At 65.7% G+C, this 20,038-nt stretch carries 21 protein-coding genes and 1 pseudogene; 15 read left to right on the forward strand and 7 right to left on the reverse strand.

The window, feature by feature from the left end:
• The first annotated feature begins 44 nt into the window (after nt 1-44).
• The gene (locus ACQPYR_RS19820; RefSeq protein ID WP_433634309.1) at nt 45-866 is read left to right on the forward strand and encodes a hypothetical protein; all 822 of its coding nucleotides are present in this window, start codon (nt 45-47) and stop codon (nt 864-866) included.
• 214 nt (nt 867-1,080) lie between these two features.
• On the opposite strand, the gene ACQPYR_RS19825 is transcribed toward ACQPYR_RS19820, so the two are convergent.
• Complete coding sequence (locus ACQPYR_RS19825) at nt 1,081-1,947, reverse strand: LysR family transcriptional regulator (protein WP_433635189.1); 867 nt, start codon at nt 1,945-1,947, stop codon at nt 1,081-1,083.
• Nucleotides 1,948-2,180: 233 nt separating this feature from the next.
• On the opposite strand from ACQPYR_RS19825, the gene ACQPYR_RS19830 reads away from it, so the two are divergent.
• The 6 genes and pseudogenes from ACQPYR_RS19830 to ACQPYR_RS19855 form a co-directional block, all read left to right on the forward strand.
• Nucleotides 2,181-3,626, forward strand: coding sequence for a form I ribulose bisphosphate carboxylase large subunit (locus ACQPYR_RS19830; RefSeq protein WP_433634311.1), 1,446 nt, complete (start codon nt 2,181-2,183; stop codon nt 3,624-3,626).
• A 17-nt stretch (nt 3,627-3,643) separates the two neighbouring features.
• Nucleotides 3,644-4,066 carry a ribulose bisphosphate carboxylase small subunit gene (locus ACQPYR_RS19835; RefSeq protein WP_433634313.1) on the forward strand — a complete coding sequence of 141 codons (423 nt, stop codon included), beginning with the start codon at nt 3,644-3,646 and terminating at the stop codon, nt 4,064-4,066.
• 61 nt (nt 4,067-4,127) lie between these two features.
• On the forward strand, nt 4,128-5,078 hold the full coding sequence (locus ACQPYR_RS19840; protein ID WP_433634315.1) for an AAA family ATPase: 951 nt from the start codon (nt 4,128-4,130) through the stop codon (nt 5,076-5,078).
• A 15-nt stretch (nt 5,079-5,093) separates the two neighbouring features.
• Nucleotides 5,094-6,158 carry a class 1 fructose-bisphosphatase gene (locus tag ACQPYR_RS19845; RefSeq protein ID WP_433634317.1) on the forward strand — a complete coding sequence of 355 codons (1,065 nt, stop codon included), beginning with the start codon at nt 5,094-5,096 and terminating at the stop codon, nt 6,156-6,158.
• 16 nt (nt 6,159-6,174) lie between these two features.
• Nucleotides 6,175-7,053 (forward strand): phosphoribulokinase, encoded by an 879-nt coding sequence (locus tag ACQPYR_RS19850; RefSeq protein WP_433527080.1) that lies wholly within the window; start codon nt 6,175-6,177, stop codon nt 7,051-7,053.
• Nucleotides 7,054-7,070: 17 nt separating this feature from the next.
• Nucleotides 7,071-7,202 (forward strand): annotated as a pseudogene (locus ACQPYR_RS19855) (steroid 3-ketoacyl-CoA thiolase); the annotation flags it as partial.
• Between the two features lie 76 nt (nt 7,203-7,278).
• Here the strand turns inward: ACQPYR_RS19855 and dinB are convergent.
• Complete coding sequence (dinB, locus tag ACQPYR_RS19860) at nt 7,279-8,532, reverse strand: DNA polymerase IV (protein WP_433634319.1); 1,254 nt, start codon at nt 8,530-8,532, stop codon at nt 7,279-7,281.
• 125 nt (nt 8,533-8,657) lie between these two features.
• Between dinB and ACQPYR_RS19865 the strand changes: the two genes are divergently transcribed.
• Both ACQPYR_RS19865 and katG read left to right on the forward strand, forming a co-directional pair.
• Nucleotides 8,658-9,062 carry a Fur family transcriptional regulator gene (locus ACQPYR_RS19865; RefSeq protein ID WP_433635190.1) on the forward strand — a complete coding sequence of 135 codons (405 nt, stop codon included), beginning with the start codon at nt 8,658-8,660 and terminating at the stop codon, nt 9,060-9,062.
• Nucleotides 9,063-9,098: 36 nt separating this feature from the next.
• On the forward strand, nt 9,099-11,330 hold the full coding sequence (katG, locus tag ACQPYR_RS19870) for a catalase/peroxidase HPI (RefSeq protein WP_433634321.1): 2,232 nt from the start codon (nt 9,099-9,101) through the stop codon (nt 11,328-11,330).
• 41 nt (nt 11,331-11,371) lie between these two features.
• Here the strand turns inward: katG and ACQPYR_RS19875 are convergent, their stop codons facing one another.
• Entirely contained in the window at nt 11,372-11,767 is a 396-nt protein-coding gene (locus tag ACQPYR_RS19875) for a metallophosphoesterase (protein ID WP_433634323.1), read from the reverse strand.
• 61 nt (nt 11,768-11,828) lie between these two features.
• Here ACQPYR_RS19875 and ACQPYR_RS19880 point away from each other — a divergent pair, with 61 nt between their 5' ends.
• The 6 genes from ACQPYR_RS19880 to ACQPYR_RS19905 all read left to right on the forward strand — a co-directional run bounded on the left by ACQPYR_RS19880 (nt 11,829) and on the right by ACQPYR_RS19905 (nt 15,814).
• Nucleotides 11,829-11,969 (forward strand): BBE domain-containing protein, encoded by a 141-nt coding sequence (locus ACQPYR_RS19880; protein ID WP_433635191.1) that lies wholly within the window; start codon nt 11,829-11,831, stop codon nt 11,967-11,969.
• A 74-nt stretch (nt 11,970-12,043) separates the two neighbouring features.
• A complete protein-coding gene (locus ACQPYR_RS19885) occupies nt 12,044-12,424 on the forward strand; it encodes a BlaI/MecI/CopY family transcriptional regulator (RefSeq protein ID WP_433634326.1) in 381 nt (126 codons plus the stop codon).
• On the forward strand, nt 12,421-13,368 hold the full coding sequence (locus tag ACQPYR_RS19890) for a M56 family metallopeptidase (RefSeq protein ID WP_433634328.1): 948 nt from the start codon (nt 12,421-12,423) through the stop codon (nt 13,366-13,368). The genes ACQPYR_RS19885 and ACQPYR_RS19890 overlap by 4 nt, the downstream gene beginning before the upstream one ends.
• 69 nt (nt 13,369-13,437) lie before the next feature.
• Nucleotides 13,438-14,550 (forward strand): winged helix DNA-binding domain-containing protein, encoded by a 1,113-nt coding sequence (locus tag ACQPYR_RS19895; protein WP_433634330.1) that lies wholly within the window; start codon nt 13,438-13,440, stop codon nt 14,548-14,550.
• Between the two features lie 310 nt (nt 14,551-14,860).
• On the forward strand, nt 14,861-15,277 hold the full coding sequence (locus ACQPYR_RS19900) for an NUDIX hydrolase (protein WP_433634332.1): 417 nt from the start codon (nt 14,861-14,863) through the stop codon (nt 15,275-15,277).
• Between the two features lie 39 nt (nt 15,278-15,316).
• Entirely contained in the window at nt 15,317-15,814 is a 498-nt protein-coding gene (locus tag ACQPYR_RS19905; protein WP_433634334.1) for a sensor domain-containing protein, read from the forward strand.
• A 221-nt stretch (nt 15,815-16,035) separates the two neighbouring features.
• Here ACQPYR_RS19905 and ACQPYR_RS19910 read toward each other — a convergent pair whose 3' ends face one another.
• The 4 genes from ACQPYR_RS19910 to ACQPYR_RS19925 are packed head-to-tail and all read right to left on the reverse strand — an operon-like array spanning nt 16,036 to nt 19,825.
• A complete protein-coding gene (locus tag ACQPYR_RS19910) occupies nt 16,036-16,644 on the reverse strand; it encodes a GTP-binding protein (RefSeq protein ID WP_433634336.1) in 609 nt (202 codons plus the stop codon).
• A complete protein-coding gene (locus tag ACQPYR_RS19915) occupies nt 16,625-16,999 on the reverse strand; it encodes a DUF742 domain-containing protein (RefSeq protein WP_063046087.1) in 375 nt (124 codons plus the stop codon). Before ACQPYR_RS19915 ends, ACQPYR_RS19910 begins: the two co-directional genes overlap by 20 nt.
• Nucleotides 16,996-17,391: a roadblock/LC7 domain-containing protein gene (locus tag ACQPYR_RS19920; protein ID WP_433634338.1), complete on the reverse strand. Its 396-nt coding sequence runs from the start codon at nt 17,389-17,391 to the stop codon at nt 16,996-16,998. Before ACQPYR_RS19920 ends, ACQPYR_RS19915 begins: the two co-directional genes overlap by 4 nt.
• Nucleotides 17,369-19,825: a sensor histidine kinase gene (locus tag ACQPYR_RS19925; RefSeq protein WP_433634340.1), complete on the reverse strand. Its 2,457-nt coding sequence runs from the start codon at nt 19,823-19,825 to the stop codon at nt 17,369-17,371. The genes ACQPYR_RS19920 and ACQPYR_RS19925 overlap by 23 nt, the downstream gene beginning before the upstream one ends.
• Nucleotides 19,826-20,038 lie beyond the last annotated feature (213 nt).

Genomic DNA, 20,038 nt, shown 5'->3' on the forward strand with positions numbered 1-20,038 from the left:
GCCGAACGGGCGCCGGGCGGTTCCGAATACAGGAGAGAGATCAGATGGTCGACAGCCTTTTTGCCGACGTATCATATTTTCAAGCGCCGGTGGACGATTCCTATCCGTACGGAATTCTGAGTTTCCGGTCGAACGACGGCACTTTCCGTGATCCCAACTTCGCGGTGAACTACGAATGGGCTTGCCGGGCAGTGGATTCGGGTCGGTTGGCGTGTTTCGTCGTCTACTTCTACTGGCGGCCGAACTGGCTCGAGACCGTGTGCACCCACCGGGAGATGGTCGAGCAGGCGCACGGTCCGCATCCGCGGATGATCACTATGATCGACGTCGAATCCGGTGGCAATCCCGACGGCGACCAGTCCGACGGAATCAACCGCGCCTATTGGAATGTCGCCGACTGGCTGGGGGACCGGCGGCGAGTGATCGGTTACGCCAATCACGGCGACTTCCACGGCATGTGGTCCGACCGACCCGACGGGTTGCGGGTGATCGGCGCGGGTTACGGCCGCAACCCGAATCTGCCCGGTCAGATCGCGCATCAATACACCGACGGCCAGGGCTTCGGTGGCGGCCTGCCCGAGGGCTGTCCACCGTTCGGGGACTGCGACATGAACGCCGCCAACGGCATGTCGCCACAGGATTTCGCCGCGGCTTGCGGCGTGGGAATAGAGGAGGAATTCATGTCCGCATTGAACGAGGCCGAGCAGCGGGAGCTACTGGATAAGACTCGCGACATTTGGATCCAGTTGCGCGGGCCGGAGGGCAAGGGCTGGGCCCAGCTCGGCAAGGACGCGCACGGCGCGAACCGCACACCCGTCGACGCGCTGGCCGCGGTCGAGGAGGCGCTCCAGCACCGGCGCGAGTGACCGCTCCCGCTGCTGTGCGTGTCGGCACCAGGCCGTCACCGGCACCTAGTGATATTTCACGGGTTCGTAACAGCGAAACGTGCTGCTGAGCGGCTGTTCGGTCCACAATCAACCCGATGGCGAATTCATCGCCGACAACCTGCGCGATCATTTCGATCGCCAGTCGGGTGGAGTCCGGGTGTCGTGCCCCCCGGGCTCCACCGCCCGGGGTGTGCTAGCCGGGGTGGAAGGCGTGGGCGCCCACTTCGGCTGGATCGAGGATGTGGGCGAGGAAGAGGCGGGTTGTGGGGGTGGGGGTGCGTGTGGTGACGGCGTGCCATGGACGGTCCATGGGCGTGCCGTCGACCGGAAGTACTTGCAGCAGACCTGATTCCAGGTCTTGGGCCAGCGCGTCGGTGTGGATGAGGGTCACGCCCAAACCTTCGCGGGCGGCGGCCAGTACCGCACCGTGGCTGCCCAGGGTGAGGGTGGGCGGGGAGATTTCGAGGCGGTCGATAAGGCTGAGAGTGGCGTCGCGGGTTCCGGAGCCGCGACCGCGTAGCAGCCAGGTGCTGCGCAGCGGATCGGGACAATCGGGCCCCCCGACGACCACGAGCTGACTGGGGCGACGGGCTCGGATCACCAGCCCGGTGTCGCGTGGTGGGCGGCCCGCGATGACGAGATCCGTTTCGTGGTGGTGCAATTCGAGGAACAGCACATCGCGCGGATGCACCGACAGGCTCAGTTCGATATCCGGATAGCGGTTCCGGAATGACGCCAGCGGCCCCAGCAGCACATACTCACCCGCGGTGGCGACCACACCGATCCGCAGCTTGCCGGTTTCGGCCCGGCGCACCGCGGCATTGGCCTCCTTCATCAGGCCGAGGATGGTGCGGCAGTATTCGGAGTAGATGCGCCCGGCCTCGGTGAGCGCGATACCGCGCCCGGCCTTCGCGATGAGCTTCGCCCCGAGCTGCTTTTCGATGTGCGCGACCGCCGCGGAGACGGCGGCCTCGGTGATGTGCAGCTGGGTGGCGGCGCGCCGAATGCTGCCCTGGCGAGCCACGGCCAGGAATGTTTCCATCCTTGCCGCACTCACCATGCCCACAATTCGACGGTATCAAACTCAATGAATCCGTTGACTATTCCGAGGAACAATCAAATTGTTTGTCATCGGCAACGCCGTCATCCTTGAACTCAGTAGGCGTTCACCCCACGTCTCAGGCGCAGCATCCCGCACACCACCCGAGCCGAGGTGTCCTGCTCGATATCCGGGCGCGGGTGCCTCGTGCAACAGTTCCCGAGCGCGGATCACCCGCAAAACCGAGCGGAGCAATGATGACCGACGAAACCGAACCCAACCGCTGGGATCCGGGTGTCCACTCCTACGCCTCGATGGGTTACTACGCCCCGGATTATGTACCCAAAGATACCGATGTCCTCGCCGTCTTCCGGGTGACCCCGCAGAAGGGCGTGGATCCGATCGAAGCCGCGGCCGCCGTGGCGGGCGAATCATCGACTGCCACATGGACTGTCGTATGGACCGACCGTCTCACCGCGCACGACCGCTACCAGGCCAAGTGCTACCGCATCGATGAGGTTCCCGGCCGCCCCGGCGAGTACTTCGCCTATATCGCCTACGATCTCGACCTCTTCGAAGAGGGGTCGATCACCAACCTGACCTCCTCGATCATCGGCAATGTCTTCGGCTTCAAGCCGCTGCTGGCACTGCGCCTGGAGGATATGCGGATTCCGGTGGCCTACGTCAAAACCTTCCAGGGCCCGCCGCACGGCACCGTGATGGAGCGCGAGTACCTGAACAAATACGGCAGGCCGCTGCTCGGTGCGACGGTGAAGCCGAAACTCGGCCTGTCCGCGCGAAATTACGGTCGGGTGATCTACGAGGCGTGCAAGGGTGGCCTGGATTTCACCAAGGACGACGAGAACATCAACTCCCAGCCGTTCATGCGTTGGCGCGACAGGTATCTGTTCGCCATGGAGGGCGTCAACCGCGCCACGGCCGAAACCGGTGAGATCAAAGGCCACTACCTCAATGTCACCGCCGCGACCATGGAGGAGATGTACGAGCGCGCCGAGTTCGCCAAGCAACTGGGCAGTGTCGTGATCATGATGGACCTGACGGTGGGATTCACCGCCATGCAGTCGATGTCGCACTGGGCGCGGCGCAACGGGGTATTGCTGCACCTGCATCGGGCCGGGCACTCCACCTACACGCGGCAGAAGACGCACGGCGTGAGCTTCCGGGTTCTGGCCAAATGGTGCCGGCTGATCGGCGTCGATCACCTGCACGCGGGCACCGTGGTCGGCAAGCTCGAGGGCGATCCGGCGACCACCAGGGGCTTCTACGACACGCTGCGGGAGAACCACATTCCCACCAACCCGGGCAACGGCATCTTCTTCGACCAGTATTGGGCCAGCCTCGGCGGTGTCATGCCGGTCGCCTCCGGCGGCATCCATGCCGGCCAGATGCACCAGTTGCTCGACCTTTTCGGCGATGACGTGGTTTTGCAATTCGGGGGCGGCACCATCGGCCATCCGCTCGGCATCGCCGCTGGGGCGGAGGCGAATCGGGTGGCGTTGGAGGCAGTGGTGAAGGCCCGCAACGAGGGTCGCGATTTGCTGAAGGAAGGTCCGGATGTGCTGCGCAAGGCCGCCGAGATCTGCCGCCCGCTCGATGTCGCGCTCTCGACCTGGGGCGATGTCACCTTCGACTACACCTCCACCGACGCGCCGGATGCCGTGCCGACGGCCAGCCACTGAACGACAGGACTCCGCACATGTATCTGCGCCACGGAACCTTCTCGTATCTGCCCGAACTCACCGACGCCGAGATCGCGGCTCAGGTGCGTTACGCCCTGCTCAACAACTGGCCGGTGTCCATCGAATACACCGATGATCCGCACCCCCGCAACGCCTATTGGGAGATGTGGGGGCTGCCGCTGTTCGATCTCGACGAACCCGACGGTGTGCTCGCCGAGATCGACGCATGCCGCAATACCTTCCCACGACACTACATTCGGGTTCTCGCCTACGACGCCCGCTACGGCAGGCAGACCACCGCATTGAGCTTTCTGGTACAGCGTCCCGTCGACGAGCCCGGATTCGTGTTGACCCGCACCGAGGGACCGGACCGGCGCCAGACCTACGGTCTGCACTCGTATGCCACCGACGAAAGGCCGGGTTCCCGGTATGGCGGCTGAAAGGTCGAGCGCGGCAAACGGTTTCCGATTGCACCGGCCCGGTGTGGACGACAGTAGGCCGGTGCGGGCGGTGCCGGCGGACACACCGCCGGCGGAGCTGCTGGCTGAGGATGCGGTGCTGGATCTGTCCAGCGATATCGCGGGCAATGACGTCGCCGACGTATTGACCAGGCTCGATGCCGAACTCGTCGGTTTGGCGAATGTCAAGCGGCGGGTGCGTGAGATCGCGGCGCTGCTGCTGATCGATCGGGCCAGGCAGCGCTTCGGCCTGCAAGCGTCTCGGCCGACCATGCATATGAGTTTCACCGGCGGCCCCGGCACCGGCAAAACCACCGTCGCCCTGCGGATGGCCGAGATGCTGCATGCGCTCGGCTATATCCGTAAACCCAAGGTGCACACGGTAACTCGTGACGATCTGGTCGGCCAGTTCATCGGACACACCGCACCCAAAACCAAGGAGGCCCTGGCCAAGGCGGCCGGGGGAGTGCTGTTCATCGACGAGGCCTACTACCTGTTCCGCCCGGAGAACGAACGCGATTACGGACAGGAAGTCATCGAAATCCTGCTGCAGGAGATGGAGAGCGAGCGCACCAGCCTGGTGGTGATCTTCGCGGGCTATCCGGACCGGATGGACAAGTTCTTCTCGGCGAATCCGGGACTGTCCTCGCGGGTGGCTCATCATCTGGAATTCAGCGACTACACCCACGACGAGTTGGTGCGCATCGCCGAAATCATGGTGGCACGGGACAACTTCCGGCTCGACGACACCGGATACGCCGCCTTCGGTGAATATCTCACGCTTCGAATGAGCCGCCCCCGATTCTCCAATGCGCGCAGCGTGCGCAATGCCCTGGACCGCTGCCGGTTACGGCAAGCCAAACGGCTGGTCGAGCTGCGGCGACCGCTCACCAAGACCGACCTGATCACACTGACCGACCGAGATGTCTACGGCAGCAGTGTCTTCGGGACAGGACAGCAGCCGGATGGGCCGACCGCGAGGGCGCCCGCGTGACGAGATCGAGAACTCATGCCAGAAGGACTGAAGACCCTCACCCGATACACGATCGAGGAGGAGCACCGGCATCCCGGATCGTCCGGTGAATTCTCCGCTCTGGTGAATGTCGTCGCGACCGCGACGAAAATCATCGCCAACCAGGTGACCAGGGGTGCCATCGTCGGCTCGCTGGGCGCCTCCGAACCCGACAACCTGCCGCCGACGGTGCACCGCAAACTCGACGCCATCGCCAATGACATCATGGTGGCCGAGACCCAATGGACGGGGCATCTGTCGGCGCTGTTGTCGGAGCAGATGACCGATATCCATCCGGTGCCCGACGTGCACCGGCGCGGCAAATATCTGCTCGCCTTCGACCCGTTGGACGGATCCTCGAACATCGATGTAAATCTGCCCGTCGGAACGATTTTCAGTGTGCTGCGAGCACCGGACAACAGTGCGCCGACGACGGCGGACTTCCTGCAGCCGGGGGTGCGGCAGGTGTGCGCGGGATTCACGCTGTACGGGCCGGCGACCATGCTGGTGCTCACCACCGGCAGTGGCGTCGACGGATTCACCCTCGATCGGGAGATCGGTGCTTTCGTATTGACCCACCCGCGGATGCGAATCCCGGAGGATACTTCGGGATTCGCGATCAATGCCGCCAATGAGCGGTTCTGGGAACGGCCGGTGCGGCGGTATGTCCACGAATGTCTCGACGGTGTGGACGGGCCACGGGGGCGTGACTTCAATATGCGCTGGGTCGCGTCATTGGTCGCCGACACCTTCCACATCCTCACCCGCGGCGGGGTCTACCTCTATCCATACGACACCCGGCGGCCGGGGCGGGTGTCGTTGCTGTACGGCGCGAATCCGATCGCCTACATCGTCGAACAGGCAGGGGGCTGGGCGACCACCGGCGGTGATCGAGTGCTGGAGGCCGTGCCGGAGCAGGTGCATCAGCAGGTGCCGCTGATCTTCGGTTCGCGCAATGAGGTCGCGCGGATCGAGCGCTATCACAGCGAGCCCGAGGAAGGGCCCAGCTTCGACAGTTCACTGTTCGGGTCGCGGTCGCTGTTCCGTCCGGCCGGGCGCTGACAATCGAGGAGATGTCATGTCGGTCAAACATCCCGTCGTCGCCATTACCGGCTCATCCGGTGCGGGCACGACCAGTGTCACGCGGACCTTTCAGGAGGTATTCCGCCGCGAAGGCATCAATGCGGCGATCGTGGAGGGGGATTCGTTCCATCGCTACGACCGCAACGAGATGAAGCTCGCGATGGCCGAGGCGGAGCAGAGCCACAATCGCACCTTCTCGCATTTCGGTGAGGACGCGAATCTGTTGAAAGAGCTGGAGACGCTGTTCCGTGACTACGGTGAGACCGGCGTCGGTTCGGTGCGGAAATATCTGCACGACGAGTTGGAAGCCAAACCCTATGGGCAACCCGCAGGCACATTTACGCCATGGGAGGATCTGACGCCGGGCAGCGATCTGCTGTTCTACGAGGGATTACACGGCGCCGCCGTCACCGATTCGGTGAATGTCGCGCAGTACGCCGATCTGCTGGTCGGGGTCGTGCCGATTGTCAACCTCGAATGGATCCAGAAGGTGATCCGGGACAAGACCGAACGCGGCTATTCCAGTGAGGCCGTCATCGATACGATCCTGCGCCGCATGCCCGACTATGTGAAATACATCTGCCCCCAGTTCTCCCACACCTACGTCAACTTCCAGCGCGTCCCGACGGTGGACACCTCGAACCCCTTCATCGCCCGCACCATCCCCACCGCGGACGAAAGTTTCGTCGTCATCCGCTTCGCCGACCCCAAGGTCATCGACTTCCCCTACCTGCTGTCCATGCTGCACGACTCCTTCATGTCCCGCCCCAACTGCATCGTCGTCCCCGGCGGGAAGATGGATCTGGCCATGCAACTCATCTTCACCCCGCTGATCCTGCGGTTGATGGACAAGCGCCCCAAGCGTTCTCGCTGATCGGTGTAGCCGTTCGCGGGTGCGCCCACCGCTTTCCGGAAGGACTTATCGGACAGGGCGTTTCGGCCGAAATCATCACCCAGCGCTGGAAACTGGACCGCGAGACGCTCGACGCCTTCGCCGCCCGCTCGCACCGGTTGGCCGCCGAACGATGGCGGTCCAGCTCACGTTGGCGCTCTTCCTCTTTGGTCACCCCGCCGAACCGGCCTGCATGGAGGATGTACATCAGTCCGGCAGCAGCGGAACCGAGAGGCCTTCGCCGCGACCGATGAGGGCGGCGCGGGTGACGGCGGCCGAACCGAAGCGGCGGCGCAGGTCGTCGAGAGTGGCGTCGAGAGTATTGGTGGCGCGGGGTTCCAACGGCAGGGTGAGTTGGACGGCATCGGCGTTGTCGAGGTTGGTCAGTGCCAGACCGATGAGGGTGAGGCCTCGCTCCTGGATCATGGGCATCGCGGTGCTGAGCAAGGTGCGCGCGGCGTAGAGGATGGTTTCGGTACGATCGGTCGCCTCGGGCAGGGTGTGCGAGCGGGTGGCACGGGTGAAATCGTCGAAACGCATGCGCAGCACCACGGTTCGGGTCACGCGGTCGGCTGCGCGCAATCGGCGGCCGAGGCGGTCGGTGAGGCCGTGCAGGTAGGCCTCGATCTCGTCGGGTGGTCGGTGCCGACGACCGAGTGCGCGTTGCGCGCCGATGGAGCGGCGGCGCACGCCGGTTTCGACGCGACGCGGGTCGCGCGCCCAGGACAATGCGAACAGGTGCCGGGCCGCGGCGGGTCCGAGGATGGCACGCAACGGTGATTCACCGAGTTCGGCGAGCTGTCCGATCCGGGTGATGCCGTGTTCGCGCAGGGTGCGGGAGGTGACCTCGCCGACGCCCCACAGTCGTTCGATCGGCAGCGGATGCAGGAAATCGAGTTCGAGTTCCGGCGGCACCAGGCGCAAACCATCGGGTTTGGCGACCGCGCTGGCCACCTTCGCCAGGAATTTCGTCCGCGCGATACCGACCGAAATCGGCAGCCCGACCTGCTCGCGCACCGCTTCCCGCAACCGCCGCCCGATCTCGACCGGCTCACCCGCGATCCGGCGCAGCCCACCCACATCGAGAAACGCCTCATCGATCGAAATGCCCTCGACCACCGGCGTCGTGTTGTGGAAGACCTCGAAGACGGCCCTGCTCGCTTCGGCGTAGGCCGACATGCGCGGCGGCACCACGATCGCATGCGGGCAAAGCCGCAGCGCCGCGCCACCATTCATCGGGGTACGCACCCCGAACGCCTTCGCCTCATAGCTCGCCGCGAGCACAACGCCGCCCCCGACGATCACCGGCCGCCCCCGCAGCCGCGGACTATCGCGCTGTTCCACCGAGGCATAGAACGAGTCGAGATCCGCGTGCAGGATCGACGCCTCGGCCCGCGCCTCGATCCGCGGCCGTCGAGAACGCGGCGCAATCGTCGGGTGGGCGGACTCGGACACGAACATATGTTCGCATAGATTGCCCTGTAGTGCGTCAAGGTTGCAGCCACCCCGACGACGCGGCGATGCTTGACTCGTTCCAGAAAGCGGACGAGACTCTGGGCGTGTCCACGGCCACGGAATTCCAGCAGATGCTGCGGGGGGTTTCGCTTCGCGTGACCGCTCCGCGTATCGCGGTATTGAGTGCGGTGCACGACCATCCACACGCCGACACGGATTCGATCATCCGCGCCGTGCGATCTCGCCTGTCAGCGGTGTCGCACCAGGCGGTGTACGACTCGTTGCGCGTGCTCACCGCCGCGGGCCTGCTTCGATGCATTCAGCCGTCCGGCTCGGTCGCGCGGTACGAAACACGGGTCGGTGACAATCACCATCACCTGGTATGCCGGGGGTGCGGATCGATCGCCGATGTCGACTGCGCGGTCGGCGAGGCCCCGTGCTTGAGCGCGTCCGACGACCGCGGCTTCGCGATCGACGAGGCCGAGGTCATTTATTGGGGCATGTGTCCCGATTGCGCCGCATCCCACGCCGATTGATCACGCAGCCCGCTTGCCTATTCAGGAAGGAATGTCATGACATCAGACAGCCGCCCAGCCACTCCTGAGACCGGAACTCGAAGCGTAAGCGAGAGCGAAAACCCGGCCATCCCGTCCCCGACTCCGAAGACCGACCATCGTCCTCGCACCAACAAGGACTGGTGGCCCGAGCAGATCGATGTCTCGATGCTGCACGCACATTCGTCCAAGTCCAACCCGCTGGGCGAGGATTTCAATTACGCCGAAGAGTTCGGGAAGCTCGATGTCGACGCGCTGAAGGCCGATGTCGCCGCGGTCATGACCGACTCGCAGGACTGGTGGCCCGCGGACTACGGCAACTACGGTGGCCTGTTCATCCGGATGAGCTGGCATGCGGCGGGCACGTACCGGATAGCCGACGGGCGCGGCGGCGGCGGCCAGGGCGCACAGCGCTTCGCGCCGCTGAACAGCTGGCCGGACAACGCCAGTCTGGACAAGGCACGTCGGCTGCTGTGGCCGGTCAAGCAGAAGTACGGCAACAAGATCTCCTGGGCCGACCTGTTGGTTTTCGCCGGCAATGTCGCTCTGGAATCGATGGGATTCCAGACCTTCGGCTTCGGCTTCGGCCGCCCTGATATCTGGGAGCCGGAAGAGGTGTACTGGGGCCCGGAGGACACCTGGCTCGGCGATGAGCGCTACAGCGGTGACCGAGATCTGGCGAAACCGTTCGGGGCTGTCCAGATGGGTCTGATCTATGTGAATCCGGAAGGGCCCAACGGCCGCCCGGATCCGGTGGCCGCCGCGCGGGACATCCGAGAAACGTTCGGTCGGATGGCGATGAACGACGAGGAGACCGCCGCGCTGATCGTCGGCGGCCACAGTTTCGGCAAGACCCATGGTGCGGGCGATGCCGACCTGGTCGGTCCCGAACCCGAAGCGGCCCCGCTCGAACAGCAGGGCCTGGGCTGGAAGAGTGCGTACGGTTCCGGTAAAGGTAAGGACGCCATCACCAGCGGTCTCGAGGTTGTCTGGACCGCCACTCCGACCAAGTGGGACAACGGCTTCCTACAGAACCTGTACGGCTACGAGTGGGAGCTGACGAAGAGCCCGGCCGGGGCGTGGCAGTACAAGCCGAAGGGTGGTGCGGGCGAGGGTGCCATTCCGGATCCGTTCGGCGGGCCCGCCCGAACCCCGACCATGCTGACTACGGACCTGTCGCTGCGGGAAGATCCGATCTATCGGGAGATCACCCGCCGCTGGCTGGATCACCCGGAGGAACTGGCCGAGGCGTTCGCCAAAGCGTGGTACAAGCTGCTGCACCGTGACATGGGGCCGGTCAGCCGCTACCTCGGGCCATGGGTTCCCGAGCCACAGCTCTGGCAGGATCCGGTTCCGGCCGTCGACCACGAACTGATCGATGACCAGGACATCGCGGCGCTCGAGCGCAACGTCCTCGACTCCGGCCTCTCGGTCGCGCAGCTGGTAAAGACCGCGTGGGCGGCGGCGGCGAACTTCCGCAGCACCGACAAGCGCGGCGGCGCCAACGGCGCCCGGATTCGGCTCGAGCCCCAAAAGGATTGGGAGGTCAACGAACCCGCCGAGTTGGCGAAGGTACTGCCCGTGCTCGAGCAGATCCGGCAGGAGTTCAACGGTTCGGCCGCCGGCGGCAAGAAGGTCTCGCTGGCCGACCTGATCATCCTCGCCGGGTCAGCGGCGGTCGAGAAGGCGGCCAAGGACGCCGGCCACGACATCACGGTGCCGTTCACGCCCGGCCGGACCGACGCCACACAGGAGAACACCGATGTGGAATCGTTCGCGGTGCTCGAACCGCGAGCGGACGGGTTCCGCAACTACGTGCGGTCCGGCGAGAAGGCCCCGCTGGAGCGTCTGCTGCTCGACCGCGCCTACATGCTCGACGTGACCGCTCCGGAGATGACCGTACTGGTCGGCGGCCTGCGCGCCCTGGGCGCGAATTACAGCGGCAGCAAGCACGGTGTGCTCACCGAGCGTCCGGGCCGGTTGACGAATGACTTCTTCGTCAACCTGCTCGACATGCGGACGGAATGGAAGGCGTCGGAGTCCGCGGAGAACGTCTACGAAGGTTTCGACCGGTCCTCCGGTCAGCCCAAGTGGACGGCCACCGCGAACGACCTGATCTTCGGCTCGCACTCGGTGTTGCGCGCGATAGCCGAGGTTTATGCGCAGCAGGACGCCGCGGAGAGGTTCGTGAACGACTTCGTCGCCGCGTGGGTGAAGGTGGTCGAAAACGATCGGTTCGACCTCGCCTGATTTCGACGGAGTCGGCGCGGGCATGGCAGCACCGTGGCGCGTCAGGCCTGTTTCGATGCCAGCTCGATCACGGTGATATCGGAGGGGGCCCCGACGCGCACCGGGGGTCCCCACGCGCCCGCGCCACGGGTGACGTAGAGCTGGGTGTCACCGTAGCGTTCCAGGCTGGCGACGGTCGGATTGGCAAGTGCCGCAAGGAAATTGCCGGGCCATAGCTGACCGCCGTGGGTGTGGCCGGACAGTTGCAGGTCGACGCCGAACTCGACCGCATCGTGGATCTGCACCGGCTGATGCGCCAGCAGTACAGCCGTACGCGCGAGGTCGCGGTCGCCGAGCGCGGCGGCGAAATCCGGGCCCTGCCCGATACGTCCACCCTGAATATCGTTGACACCGGCGAGGTCGAAATACGGCAGCTCGGTGCGGCCGACTGTGGACACTGCCGCCAGCGTCGCCGCAGCGCCCACCGAACGAGATACGAAGAGCCGCCGCGAAACCGGCGTGGGACGGCCTTGCAATTGGGAGCGCGAATACTACGGCGCCAACTGCGAACGGTTACGTCAGGTGAAGGCCCGATACGACCCGCATGAGGTGTTCAGCTTTGAGCAGAGCGTGTCGCTATCGAGGGAATCTACGGTATGACTACGTAGCAATCGGCCGAGCCAGCTACCCTGAGACGTCAGAGATGTCCAGTAGTTGATGAGGGAGACGGCATCGTGCGTGGATTCGGGGATTTGGAGGCGGTGATCATGGACCGCATTTGGGATCGGGACGCGGAGACCACAACGGTCCGCGAAATCTTCGACGAACTGGCCGCCGAGCGCGGTATTGCCTACACCACGGTCATGTCGACCATGGACAATCTGCACCGCAAGGGCTGGTTGGCGCGCGAACGCGCGGGCAAGGCATATCGATATTGGCCGACGCTGACCCGCGAGGAACACAGCGCGCGGCTCATGCTCGAGGCGCTCGGCTCCGGTGGGCGCTCGGATCTGGTGCTCAGCCATTTCGTCGATCGGATCAGTGCGGAGGAGTCGGCCGGACTGCGTGCCGCGCTGCGTCGGCTTACCTCGCGTAAAACCCCAGAGGCGCCGTGAACGTAGCCGTCAGCCTGATGATCTACGGCAGCTTGGTGGCCACCTTCGGCCCGACCGTGCTGCGCAGACTGACCCGGCGCGGTGTCGCGCCCCGGCTCGGGGTGCTCGCCTGGCTGGTCGCCATCGCGGGTGCACTGGGTGCGTGGGTCATCGCGGCCGCCATGCTGATCGTCGAATTCGCCACCTACTGGCATCCCTGCGATACGCTGCGCGACTGCTATAACGCGCTGGCCGCACCGATGCGCCTGCACGGTGGCCTGCTGGTCCAATTGGGCACCCTGACCTGCGCGGCGCTGGTCGCCGTCGCGCTCCTCGGAATCCTGGCACACGCCGCACACGCGATGCTGTACATGCGACGCAAAACCATCGCACACGGACGCGCCGTTCGCATGGTCGGTCGTCGCGTGCCCGGCGTCGGTGCGGTCGTGCTGGATTCGCCGGAGCGCCAAGCCTATTGCGTTGCCGGACGGCCCGACACCATCGTCGTCACCAGCGCGGCCGTCGACGCGCTGACCCAGAAGCAGCTCGCCGCGGTGCTCGCCCACGAGCACGCACATCTGAGCGAGCGGCATGCCGGACTGCTCCGATTCCTGCGCGGCATCGCGATCACGCTGCCCGGAATGCGTCTGGTGACCGACGGGGTGCACGAAATCGGCCGACTACTCGAGATGTGCGCCGACGATACTGCGGCACGCACGCACGGCCGGGAGCCGCTGCTCGGAGGCCTGCTCGCGATCGTCGGCGCGACCGAACCGCTGCCGGTGGGGGCGTTGAGCGCCGCGGCCACCGCCGTGCTGGACCGGGCCGAGCGCTTGGTCGCACCGGTCGGCGCGGTGCGTCGCGCGACGAACCGGACCGCATTGCTTGCCGTCATGGCGGCGACCGTAGTGGGTCTTCTCGAGATCGCGGTCGGAGTACTGTTCTGCAGCACAGTGCTGGGATGAATCCGGTACTGCACCGGACCCGGTAAGGGGTTGGGTCTGGTCGGTCGGCTGAACAGAGGAGGGGCATAGGTGCACGTCACCTGGGATCAGGTTTTCACTTGGCGGCTGCGCAGGCAATTCGTCGCGTCACCCGAGGACGTCGGGGTCGCCCAGGTCGTCGAGCGGCTGTGCGGTGTGCAGGCTCAGGTGACCGCGGCCGCGGATCTCGCGGTGGCGCTGCGGCGCAGTAAACCCGATCCTGGTGCGCTACTACCGGAATTGGCGGCGGGCACGCTGATGAAGACCTGGGCCATGCGCGGGACATTGCACACGCTCGCCCCCGATATGGCGGCCGCAATCCTGTCCTTGATCGGCTCCGCACGGACCTGGGAAAAGCCCGCCTGGCAGCGCACCTTCGGGGCGTCGCCGGCGGAGGTCGCGGCGCTGGCCGATGCGGTGGCGCAGGTGCTCGACGGCGTGGTGCTCAGCCGAGACGAACTGGTCGAAGCGCTGGTCGCCGAACCCGCATTCCATCGGCTCGGCGAGGAATTGCGCTCCGGCTGGGGTGCGCTGCTCAAGCCGCTGGCCTGGCAGGGGGCGCTGTGTCATGGTCCGGCACAAGGTAATCGAGTCACCTTCACCAGCCCAGGCCATCTGATCAACGGTTGGCGCGGCCTACCCGAACCCGATGCCGCCGCGCCCTTGGCCATTGCCGGCTACCTCGGCGCGTACGGCCCGGCGACCCCGGAAACCTTCGACGCCTGGCTCAGCCGCAACAGCCTGAAGAAAACGACGGTGCGCCGGTGGTTCTCCGAACTCGGGGACGCACTCACCGAGGTCGATATCGCGGGCCGACGCGCTTACATACTCACCGAACACGCCGACGAACTTGCCGCCACGCAACCGAACGGCACCTCGGTACACCTGCTGGGTGCCTTCGACCAATACGTCCTCGGACCGGGCACCGGCGACACCGAACTGCTCCGCACCGAACATCGCGCCCGGGTGAGTCGGGCAGCGGGCTGGATCTCTCCCATCCTGGTCATCGACGGCCGCATCGCGGGCACCTGGGAGACCATCGCCGACGATCTGTCGGTCACAACCTTCGACGGCACATTGCCCCCGACTCGCGACCTCAAAGCCGCCGCAGACCATGTCGCCGCAGCCATGGGCCACACCGGATTCAGCGTCCGCGTGGCGTAGAGCGACCACCAGCCCGGCCACCTCACCGACGATGGCGAAGAACTGGAACCGACCTATCTCCTGCGCCGTGACTCCTGGGGTGCGGGTCAATGGGGTGACGAGTGGGCCGCGCCCGACGGGCCACCCATGCAGGCCGTGCACGAACCCTGCGGTAAGACCACGGTGATCGAACCGGTCTGTGCCGAATGCGGCGAGCGGGTACGCGGGCGGGACCTGCGCCCCCGTCGACGGCCCCGGAGCGGCGGGCGCTCCATCCTGCCCGCCGACCTCCAGCACGCCCACTGATCGATACGTCCATTAGGCTGCGGCGGTGGCGGATGGGCGAGTGCGGAAGCTGATCGACACGGTCGCGTGGGTACGCATCGAAGACGGCCGCATCTTGTGCGCGCGCCCGAAGGGCAAGGACATCTTCTACATTCCGGGCGGCAAACGCGAAGGCGCGGAGTCGGATCTGCAGACGCTGCTGCGTGAGATCGAAGAGGAACTGACCGTCGTGCTGCTTCCGGAAACCGTCGCCCACGTCGGCACCTACGAGGCCGCACTGCACGGACCGGCCAGCGATGTGGTCGTCCGGATGAGCTGCTACACCGCCGACTACCGCGGCACCCTCGCGGCAAGCAGTGAGATCGAAGAGGTCGCCTGGTTCTCCTATGCGGATCGCGCGCTGGTACCGCCGGTCGATCAATTGCTGTTCGACGACCTGGTCGATGCGGGCCGATTGGCCTGAGGTGCCCGCGCATGCGCCGCGCGGGATACGGTCGATGGCATGACCACGGTTCGCTCACTGCTGCGTTGGGCCGCATACGCGTTGGTTGCGCCGGTGATCGGTCTCGGCCCCATAGCGAGCCGGTTTCGGGTCCCGCGCCGGTTGCTGGGCATTTTCATCGCGCCGCGAGATTCCCTGGCGGTGCGTGCGGTCGTGCATTCGGTGCTGGCCGGCGTGGTCGGCCTGCTGACCTGGTTTCTCGCCTTCCTGGCAACAATCGCGGCGGTGCGCGGAATCTGCTATCCGCTCATCGCGGACAACGATCTCGAGCACTCGTGGGGCGGTCCGACGCTGGCCGGGGCCTGGGCGGTACACGCACTGCTCGGGGTCGGGCTACTACCCGTGTGGGGCCTCGCGCTGGCCGGACTCGGTGCGGTGCAGGTGCGCCTGACTCGCCGGTTGCTCGGCCGGCACGGTCCCTGGTGGCCGATTCCGGTATCGCTGCTGCTGGCCATCGGTGGCGCGCTGCTCTTCGTCTCGTGGTTGGATCAAGCCTGAATGCGGCACAACTTTAAAACCCTGGAAGGAATGCGCGGGCACCGTAAATCATGTCCGGATCGTGGCGGGGCCGGTGGAGCGTGCGGGGACTTTGCTCGCCACCACTCGAGCTGGCGCTCGGTGAACACACCGAGCGCCAGCTCGTCGGCTGCCTCGATCACTGGAAGGTCGACGGCATCACCAGGCACCACATCAGCACCCGGCTGGAACGGTAGCCGTGATCAGGTGGCGACCGGTGCCCGCCCGGCCCGTTCGATGAGGTGCTGTACCAGGTTCAGCAGCACGTCTTTACAGGAGGCGCGGTCGCGGGCGTCGCACAGCATGACCGGGATGTGGTCGTCGAGATCGAGCGCGTCGCGGACTTCGTCGACGGTGTAGACCGGCGCACCTTCGAAGCAGTTGACCGCGACCAGGAATGCGAGTCCGCGTCGTTCGAAGAAGTCCACGGCGGCAAAGGAATTGCCGAGTCGTCGGGTGTCGGCGATGACGACGGCCCCGAGTGCGCCGCGTGAGAGTTCGTCCCAGAGGAACCAGAATCGGTCTTGGCCGGGGGTGCCGAACAGGTAGAGCACCAGATCGCGGTCGATGGTGATCCGTCCGAAGTCCAGCGCCACTGTCGTGGTGGTCTTTTGTTCGACGCCGGATAGGTCGTCGACCCCGGTACTGACTTCGGTGATCAGCTCCTCGGTGCGCAGCGGCGCGACCTCGCTGATCGACGAAACCATGGTCGTTTTGCCGACGCCGAATCCACCGGCGATGAGAATTTTGACCGAAGCCGCCAGCTGCGGTGTCGCAGCCGACCGGGTCGGATCAAAGCTTTCGGATGCCATCCAGTACCGCTCGCAATATGTTGAGATCGCCGGGACCCGCGTCCGGCTGCACCGGCGCCCGGAAGATCAAGTGGCCCTCGCCGATCAGATCGCCGACGAGAATCTTGGTCACCGCCAAGGGAAGTTTCAGATACGCCGCCACCTCGGCGACCGACTGCGGTGCACGGCACAGTCGTACGATATCCGCGTATTCGGGATCTGTCCGCCGCAGGGTGGGCGGCGGATCGGCCATGACGACCACGGTGAGCATGTCCAGGTCATGGCCTGCCCCCATCACCCGCCCGCGGGTGACCGCATAGGGCCGGACCAGCGGACCGGCCTCGTCGTCGAACCATTGCCCACCGCTGTGTGTCATGGCAAACGCGCTGGGGTGGATAGGTAGGTGCCGACACGTTGGACGGTGACGTTCATTTCGTAGGCCACCATCCCGAGATTGGCCGATTCGGCGGCTTGTAGTGCCAGGCAGGCGTTGTCGCCCGCGGAGGTCACGAACAGCACCGCTCGGTCGAGTTCGATCACGGCCTGGCGGACGCCGCCGCCGTCGAAGCGGCTGCCTGCGCTGCGGGCCAAGCCGTAGAGGGTCGAGGACATCGCGGCGAAATGTTCGGCGTCCTCGCGGCTCATCGTCGTCGAGCGGCCGAGGAGCAGGCCGTCGGTGGAAAGCACCACCGCGTACCGCACGCCGGCCAGTCGGTCGACGAGATCGTCGAGGAGCCAGTTGAGATCACCGGGGCTGGAAGAAGTCACCGTTGCCTTCCTTTTCATCGGAGTGTTTACCGCTCGGTCCCTGATAGGTGCCGAATTGCTCGGCGGCCGCCGCCTCGGGCAGCACGGCATCGGGGACGGTGCGGCGGCCCTGCCTGGTCCCGTTTTCAATGGCGGACATGAGATCTCGGGCCTGCTCCGCCGAGCGCTCCCGCTCCGGCGGCTGCTCCGCTTCGGGCTCGGCCTGGGTCGGCTGCGCCAATTGCGGTGCGATGCTGGCCTGCCGGTTCCGGCGCGGCAGCGCGGGCCTGGTATCCGCGGCCGTCGGCTGCGGCGCATCGAATGAGGGCGGCGGCGCCGGTGCCTCGATGGCAGGTGGTGCCACCGGCGGCGCGGTGAGCACGGCGGATTCGTTTTCCGCACCACCGTAGGGGGAGGAATCGACGAAGGGGACCGGATGCCGTCGCCGGCGCGCAGACTCCAGCGGTTCGGAATCCGTTGTCAGAGCGGGTGCTTCATTGGCCAGCAGGGCCGACGGGATGAGCACTATGGCGCGAATGCCGCCGTAATCGGACTCCGAGAGCCGAATCGAAACCCCGTGCCGTGCGGCCAGCTGCGCGACCACGAACAGTCCGAGCCGGGAGTCCGAGGACAATGCCGCGACACCGAAATCCGGTGGATTGCGCAACATCTCGTTGACCCGGGCGATCTCGGACTCGGTCATGCCCATGCCCTGATCGCTGATCTCGGCGACCACGCCCTTGCCGACCACATTGCCGCTCACCTCCACCCGCGACTGCGGCGGCGAGAACGAGGTCGCATTGTCCACCAGTTCGGCGAGCAGGTGGATCAGGTCGGCCACGACCGCGCCGAGCACATGGGTCTCGGGCAGTCGCGACACGCGCACCCTGGCATAGTCCAGGGTTTCGCCGACCGCACTGCGCACCAGATCGATCAGCGGCACCGGATTGCGCCACTGCCGGCCCGGCTGACCACCGCCGAGAATGATCAGATTCTCGGCGTTGCGGCGTTCACGGGTGGCGAGGTGATCGAGCCGGAACAGGGTGTCCAGCAGGGCTGGATCCTCCTGGCGGTCCTCGGCCTTGTCGAGAATTTCCAACTGCCGGTGCACCACGATCTGGCTGCGGTGCGCGATATTCAAGAAGACCGCCTTCACACCCTCACGGGTGCGGGCTTCGGTCACCGCGCCCGCCACGGCCGCGGCGTGCGCGTGCTGGAATGCCTTGGCCACCTGGCCGATCTCATCGTCACCGTAATTCAGTTCTGCGGATTCGGCCTCCGGATCGATGAGCTCACCCTCGCCGAGCCTGCGCATCAGCTCGGGCAGCCGCTCGTCGGCCAAGGCGAGGGTTTCACCGCGAAGTCGCTTGAGCCGGTTGATGACTCGGTTGGCCAGCACGATCGCGATCAAGAACGCCAGCAGGCTGACCACGACGACACCGCCACCGGCCCACGCGGATCGCGCGGTGGCATCGGCGGCCTTGTCCTCGGCCAACTTCTGTGAGTACTTGTTCTGCGCGATCCACACATCGATCAGCCCGCGGCTCACCTCGGCGGCCGCGCTGTGCCACTCCTGGGTGCTCAACGGCAGGGCGGGCGGCGTCGCCTGTTTGGTGCTGCTGCTCGACGAGCTGGATGAACTCGACGAGCCGGAGGTGGTGCTCGTCGCGGTCGTAGCGCGTTGGGCCAGCGCGTTTTCCATGGCGCTGAGCTGCTGCCAGGCCTGGCTCGCCATCAGCGTGTGCAGGCTCTCCTGCTGCTTCGGGTCAAGTTCGCCGCCCAGATTGGCGGCCTCGGCGTGATAGAAGCCGATCTGGCGCAGGAACTCCTCCATCGGAATGGGGGTCGGCCCGTTCGCATTGACGATCATGCCCGCGAGTGCGGTGCTGCGCGACATCGCTTCGGCCACCAGGAAAATCCGCATACCGTCGGCGATATGCACACCGATCTCGGCGTCCGGCGCGGACTGTTCGGCGAGCTCGGTGCCGAAGGTGATGATGTCGAGCAGTCGGTTGTAGAAGTTGTAGGCGTCGGCGACCGGCAGCGTCCCGGCATCGGTGAGCGTGCGGACCTGGCTCATCGATGTCGACAGTGTCATGAAGTTCGCGGCGTTGTCGCCGATCTTCGAATCGTCCACCGCCCGTAGTCCTGCGGAGGCATCGATTAGGCCCTTCAGTGCGCCGTCGAGGCGCATCCGTGCCACACCGAGCGCGGGGGTGGCCGTATCGTCGCCGGTCAGCGCTGCCACCGTAAGCTGACGTTCGCCCTGGACCGCCTCGAGCAATTCGCGGGTCGAGGGTATCGCCTGCTGATTCTGCGACGCCCAGTTCTTGGCTTTATTTCCCTCGGCAACCAGATATCCCGCCGCGCCCACGCCGACCACGAGCAGAGTCAGGCTCGGCACGAGCGCGATCGCCAGAATCCGCGTTCGGACCCCGAGCCTCGCTCTGAACATCGCCATAACCTAAACCAGTTGTGACCATTTCGTTGCTCTTGTCCCGCTGAGCGGGACTCGAGTTGACAGATCCGTGGCAGTTGCGCTGGCGCGTTGGATGAGCTGCTGAACCAGCGTCAGCAGGGTGTGCTTGCAGGACTCGCGGTCAGAGGCGGAGCGGACGAAAGCCACCGGCTGGCGTCGTCGTCGCGCCGATTCGATGAGCTCGGAAGA

It is taken from the genome of Nocardia sp. CA-120079 (assembly GCF_050955745.1).
Classification (GTDB): Bacteria; Actinomycetota; Actinomycetes; order Mycobacteriales; family Mycobacteriaceae; genus Nocardia.

Excerpts from the sequence above, each read along its gene's own strand:
- ACQPYR_RS19820 (WP_433634309.1), top strand. The coding sequence starts at position 45 with ATGGTCGACAGCCTTTTTGCCGACGTATCATATTTTCAAGCGCCGGTG.
- ACQPYR_RS19825 (WP_433635189.1), bottom strand. The coding sequence starts at position 1,947 with ATGGTGAGTGCGGCAAGGATGGAAACATTCCTGGCCGTGGCTCGCCAG.
- ACQPYR_RS19830 (WP_433634311.1), top strand. The coding sequence starts at position 2,181 with ATGATGACCGACGAAACCGAACCCAACCGCTGGGATCCGGGTGTCCAC.
- ACQPYR_RS19835 (WP_433634313.1), top strand. The coding sequence starts at position 3,644 with ATGTATCTGCGCCACGGAACCTTCTCGTATCTGCCCGAACTCACCGAC.
- ACQPYR_RS19845 (WP_433634317.1), top strand. The coding sequence starts at position 5,094 with ATGCCAGAAGGACTGAAGACCCTCACCCGATACACGATCGAGGAGGAG.
- ACQPYR_RS19850 (WP_433527080.1), top strand. The coding sequence starts at position 6,175 with ATGTCGGTCAAACATCCCGTCGTCGCCATTACCGGCTCATCCGGTGCG.
- dinB (WP_433634319.1), bottom strand. The coding sequence starts at position 8,532 with ATGTTCGTGTCCGAGTCCGCCCACCCGACGATTGCGCCGCGTTCTCGA.
- ACQPYR_RS19865 (WP_433635190.1), top strand. The coding sequence starts at position 8,658 with ATGCTGCGGGGGGTTTCGCTTCGCGTGACCGCTCCGCGTATCGCGGTA.
- katG (WP_433634321.1), top strand. The coding sequence starts at position 9,099 with ATGACATCAGACAGCCGCCCAGCCACTCCTGAGACCGGAACTCGAAGC.
- ACQPYR_RS19905 (WP_433634334.1), top strand. The coding sequence starts at position 15,317 with ATGACCACGGTTCGCTCACTGCTGCGTTGGGCCGCATACGCGTTGGTT.
- ACQPYR_RS19910 (WP_433634336.1), bottom strand. The coding sequence starts at position 16,644 with ATGGCATCCGAAAGCTTTGATCCGACCCGGTCGGCTGCGACACCGCAG.
- ACQPYR_RS19915 (WP_063046087.1), bottom strand. The coding sequence starts at position 16,999 with ATGACACACAGCGGTGGGCAATGGTTCGACGACGAGGCCGGTCCGCTG.
- ACQPYR_RS19925 (WP_433634340.1), bottom strand. The coding sequence starts at position 19,825 with ATGTTCAGAGCGAGGCTCGGGGTCCGAACGCGGATTCTGGCGATCGCG.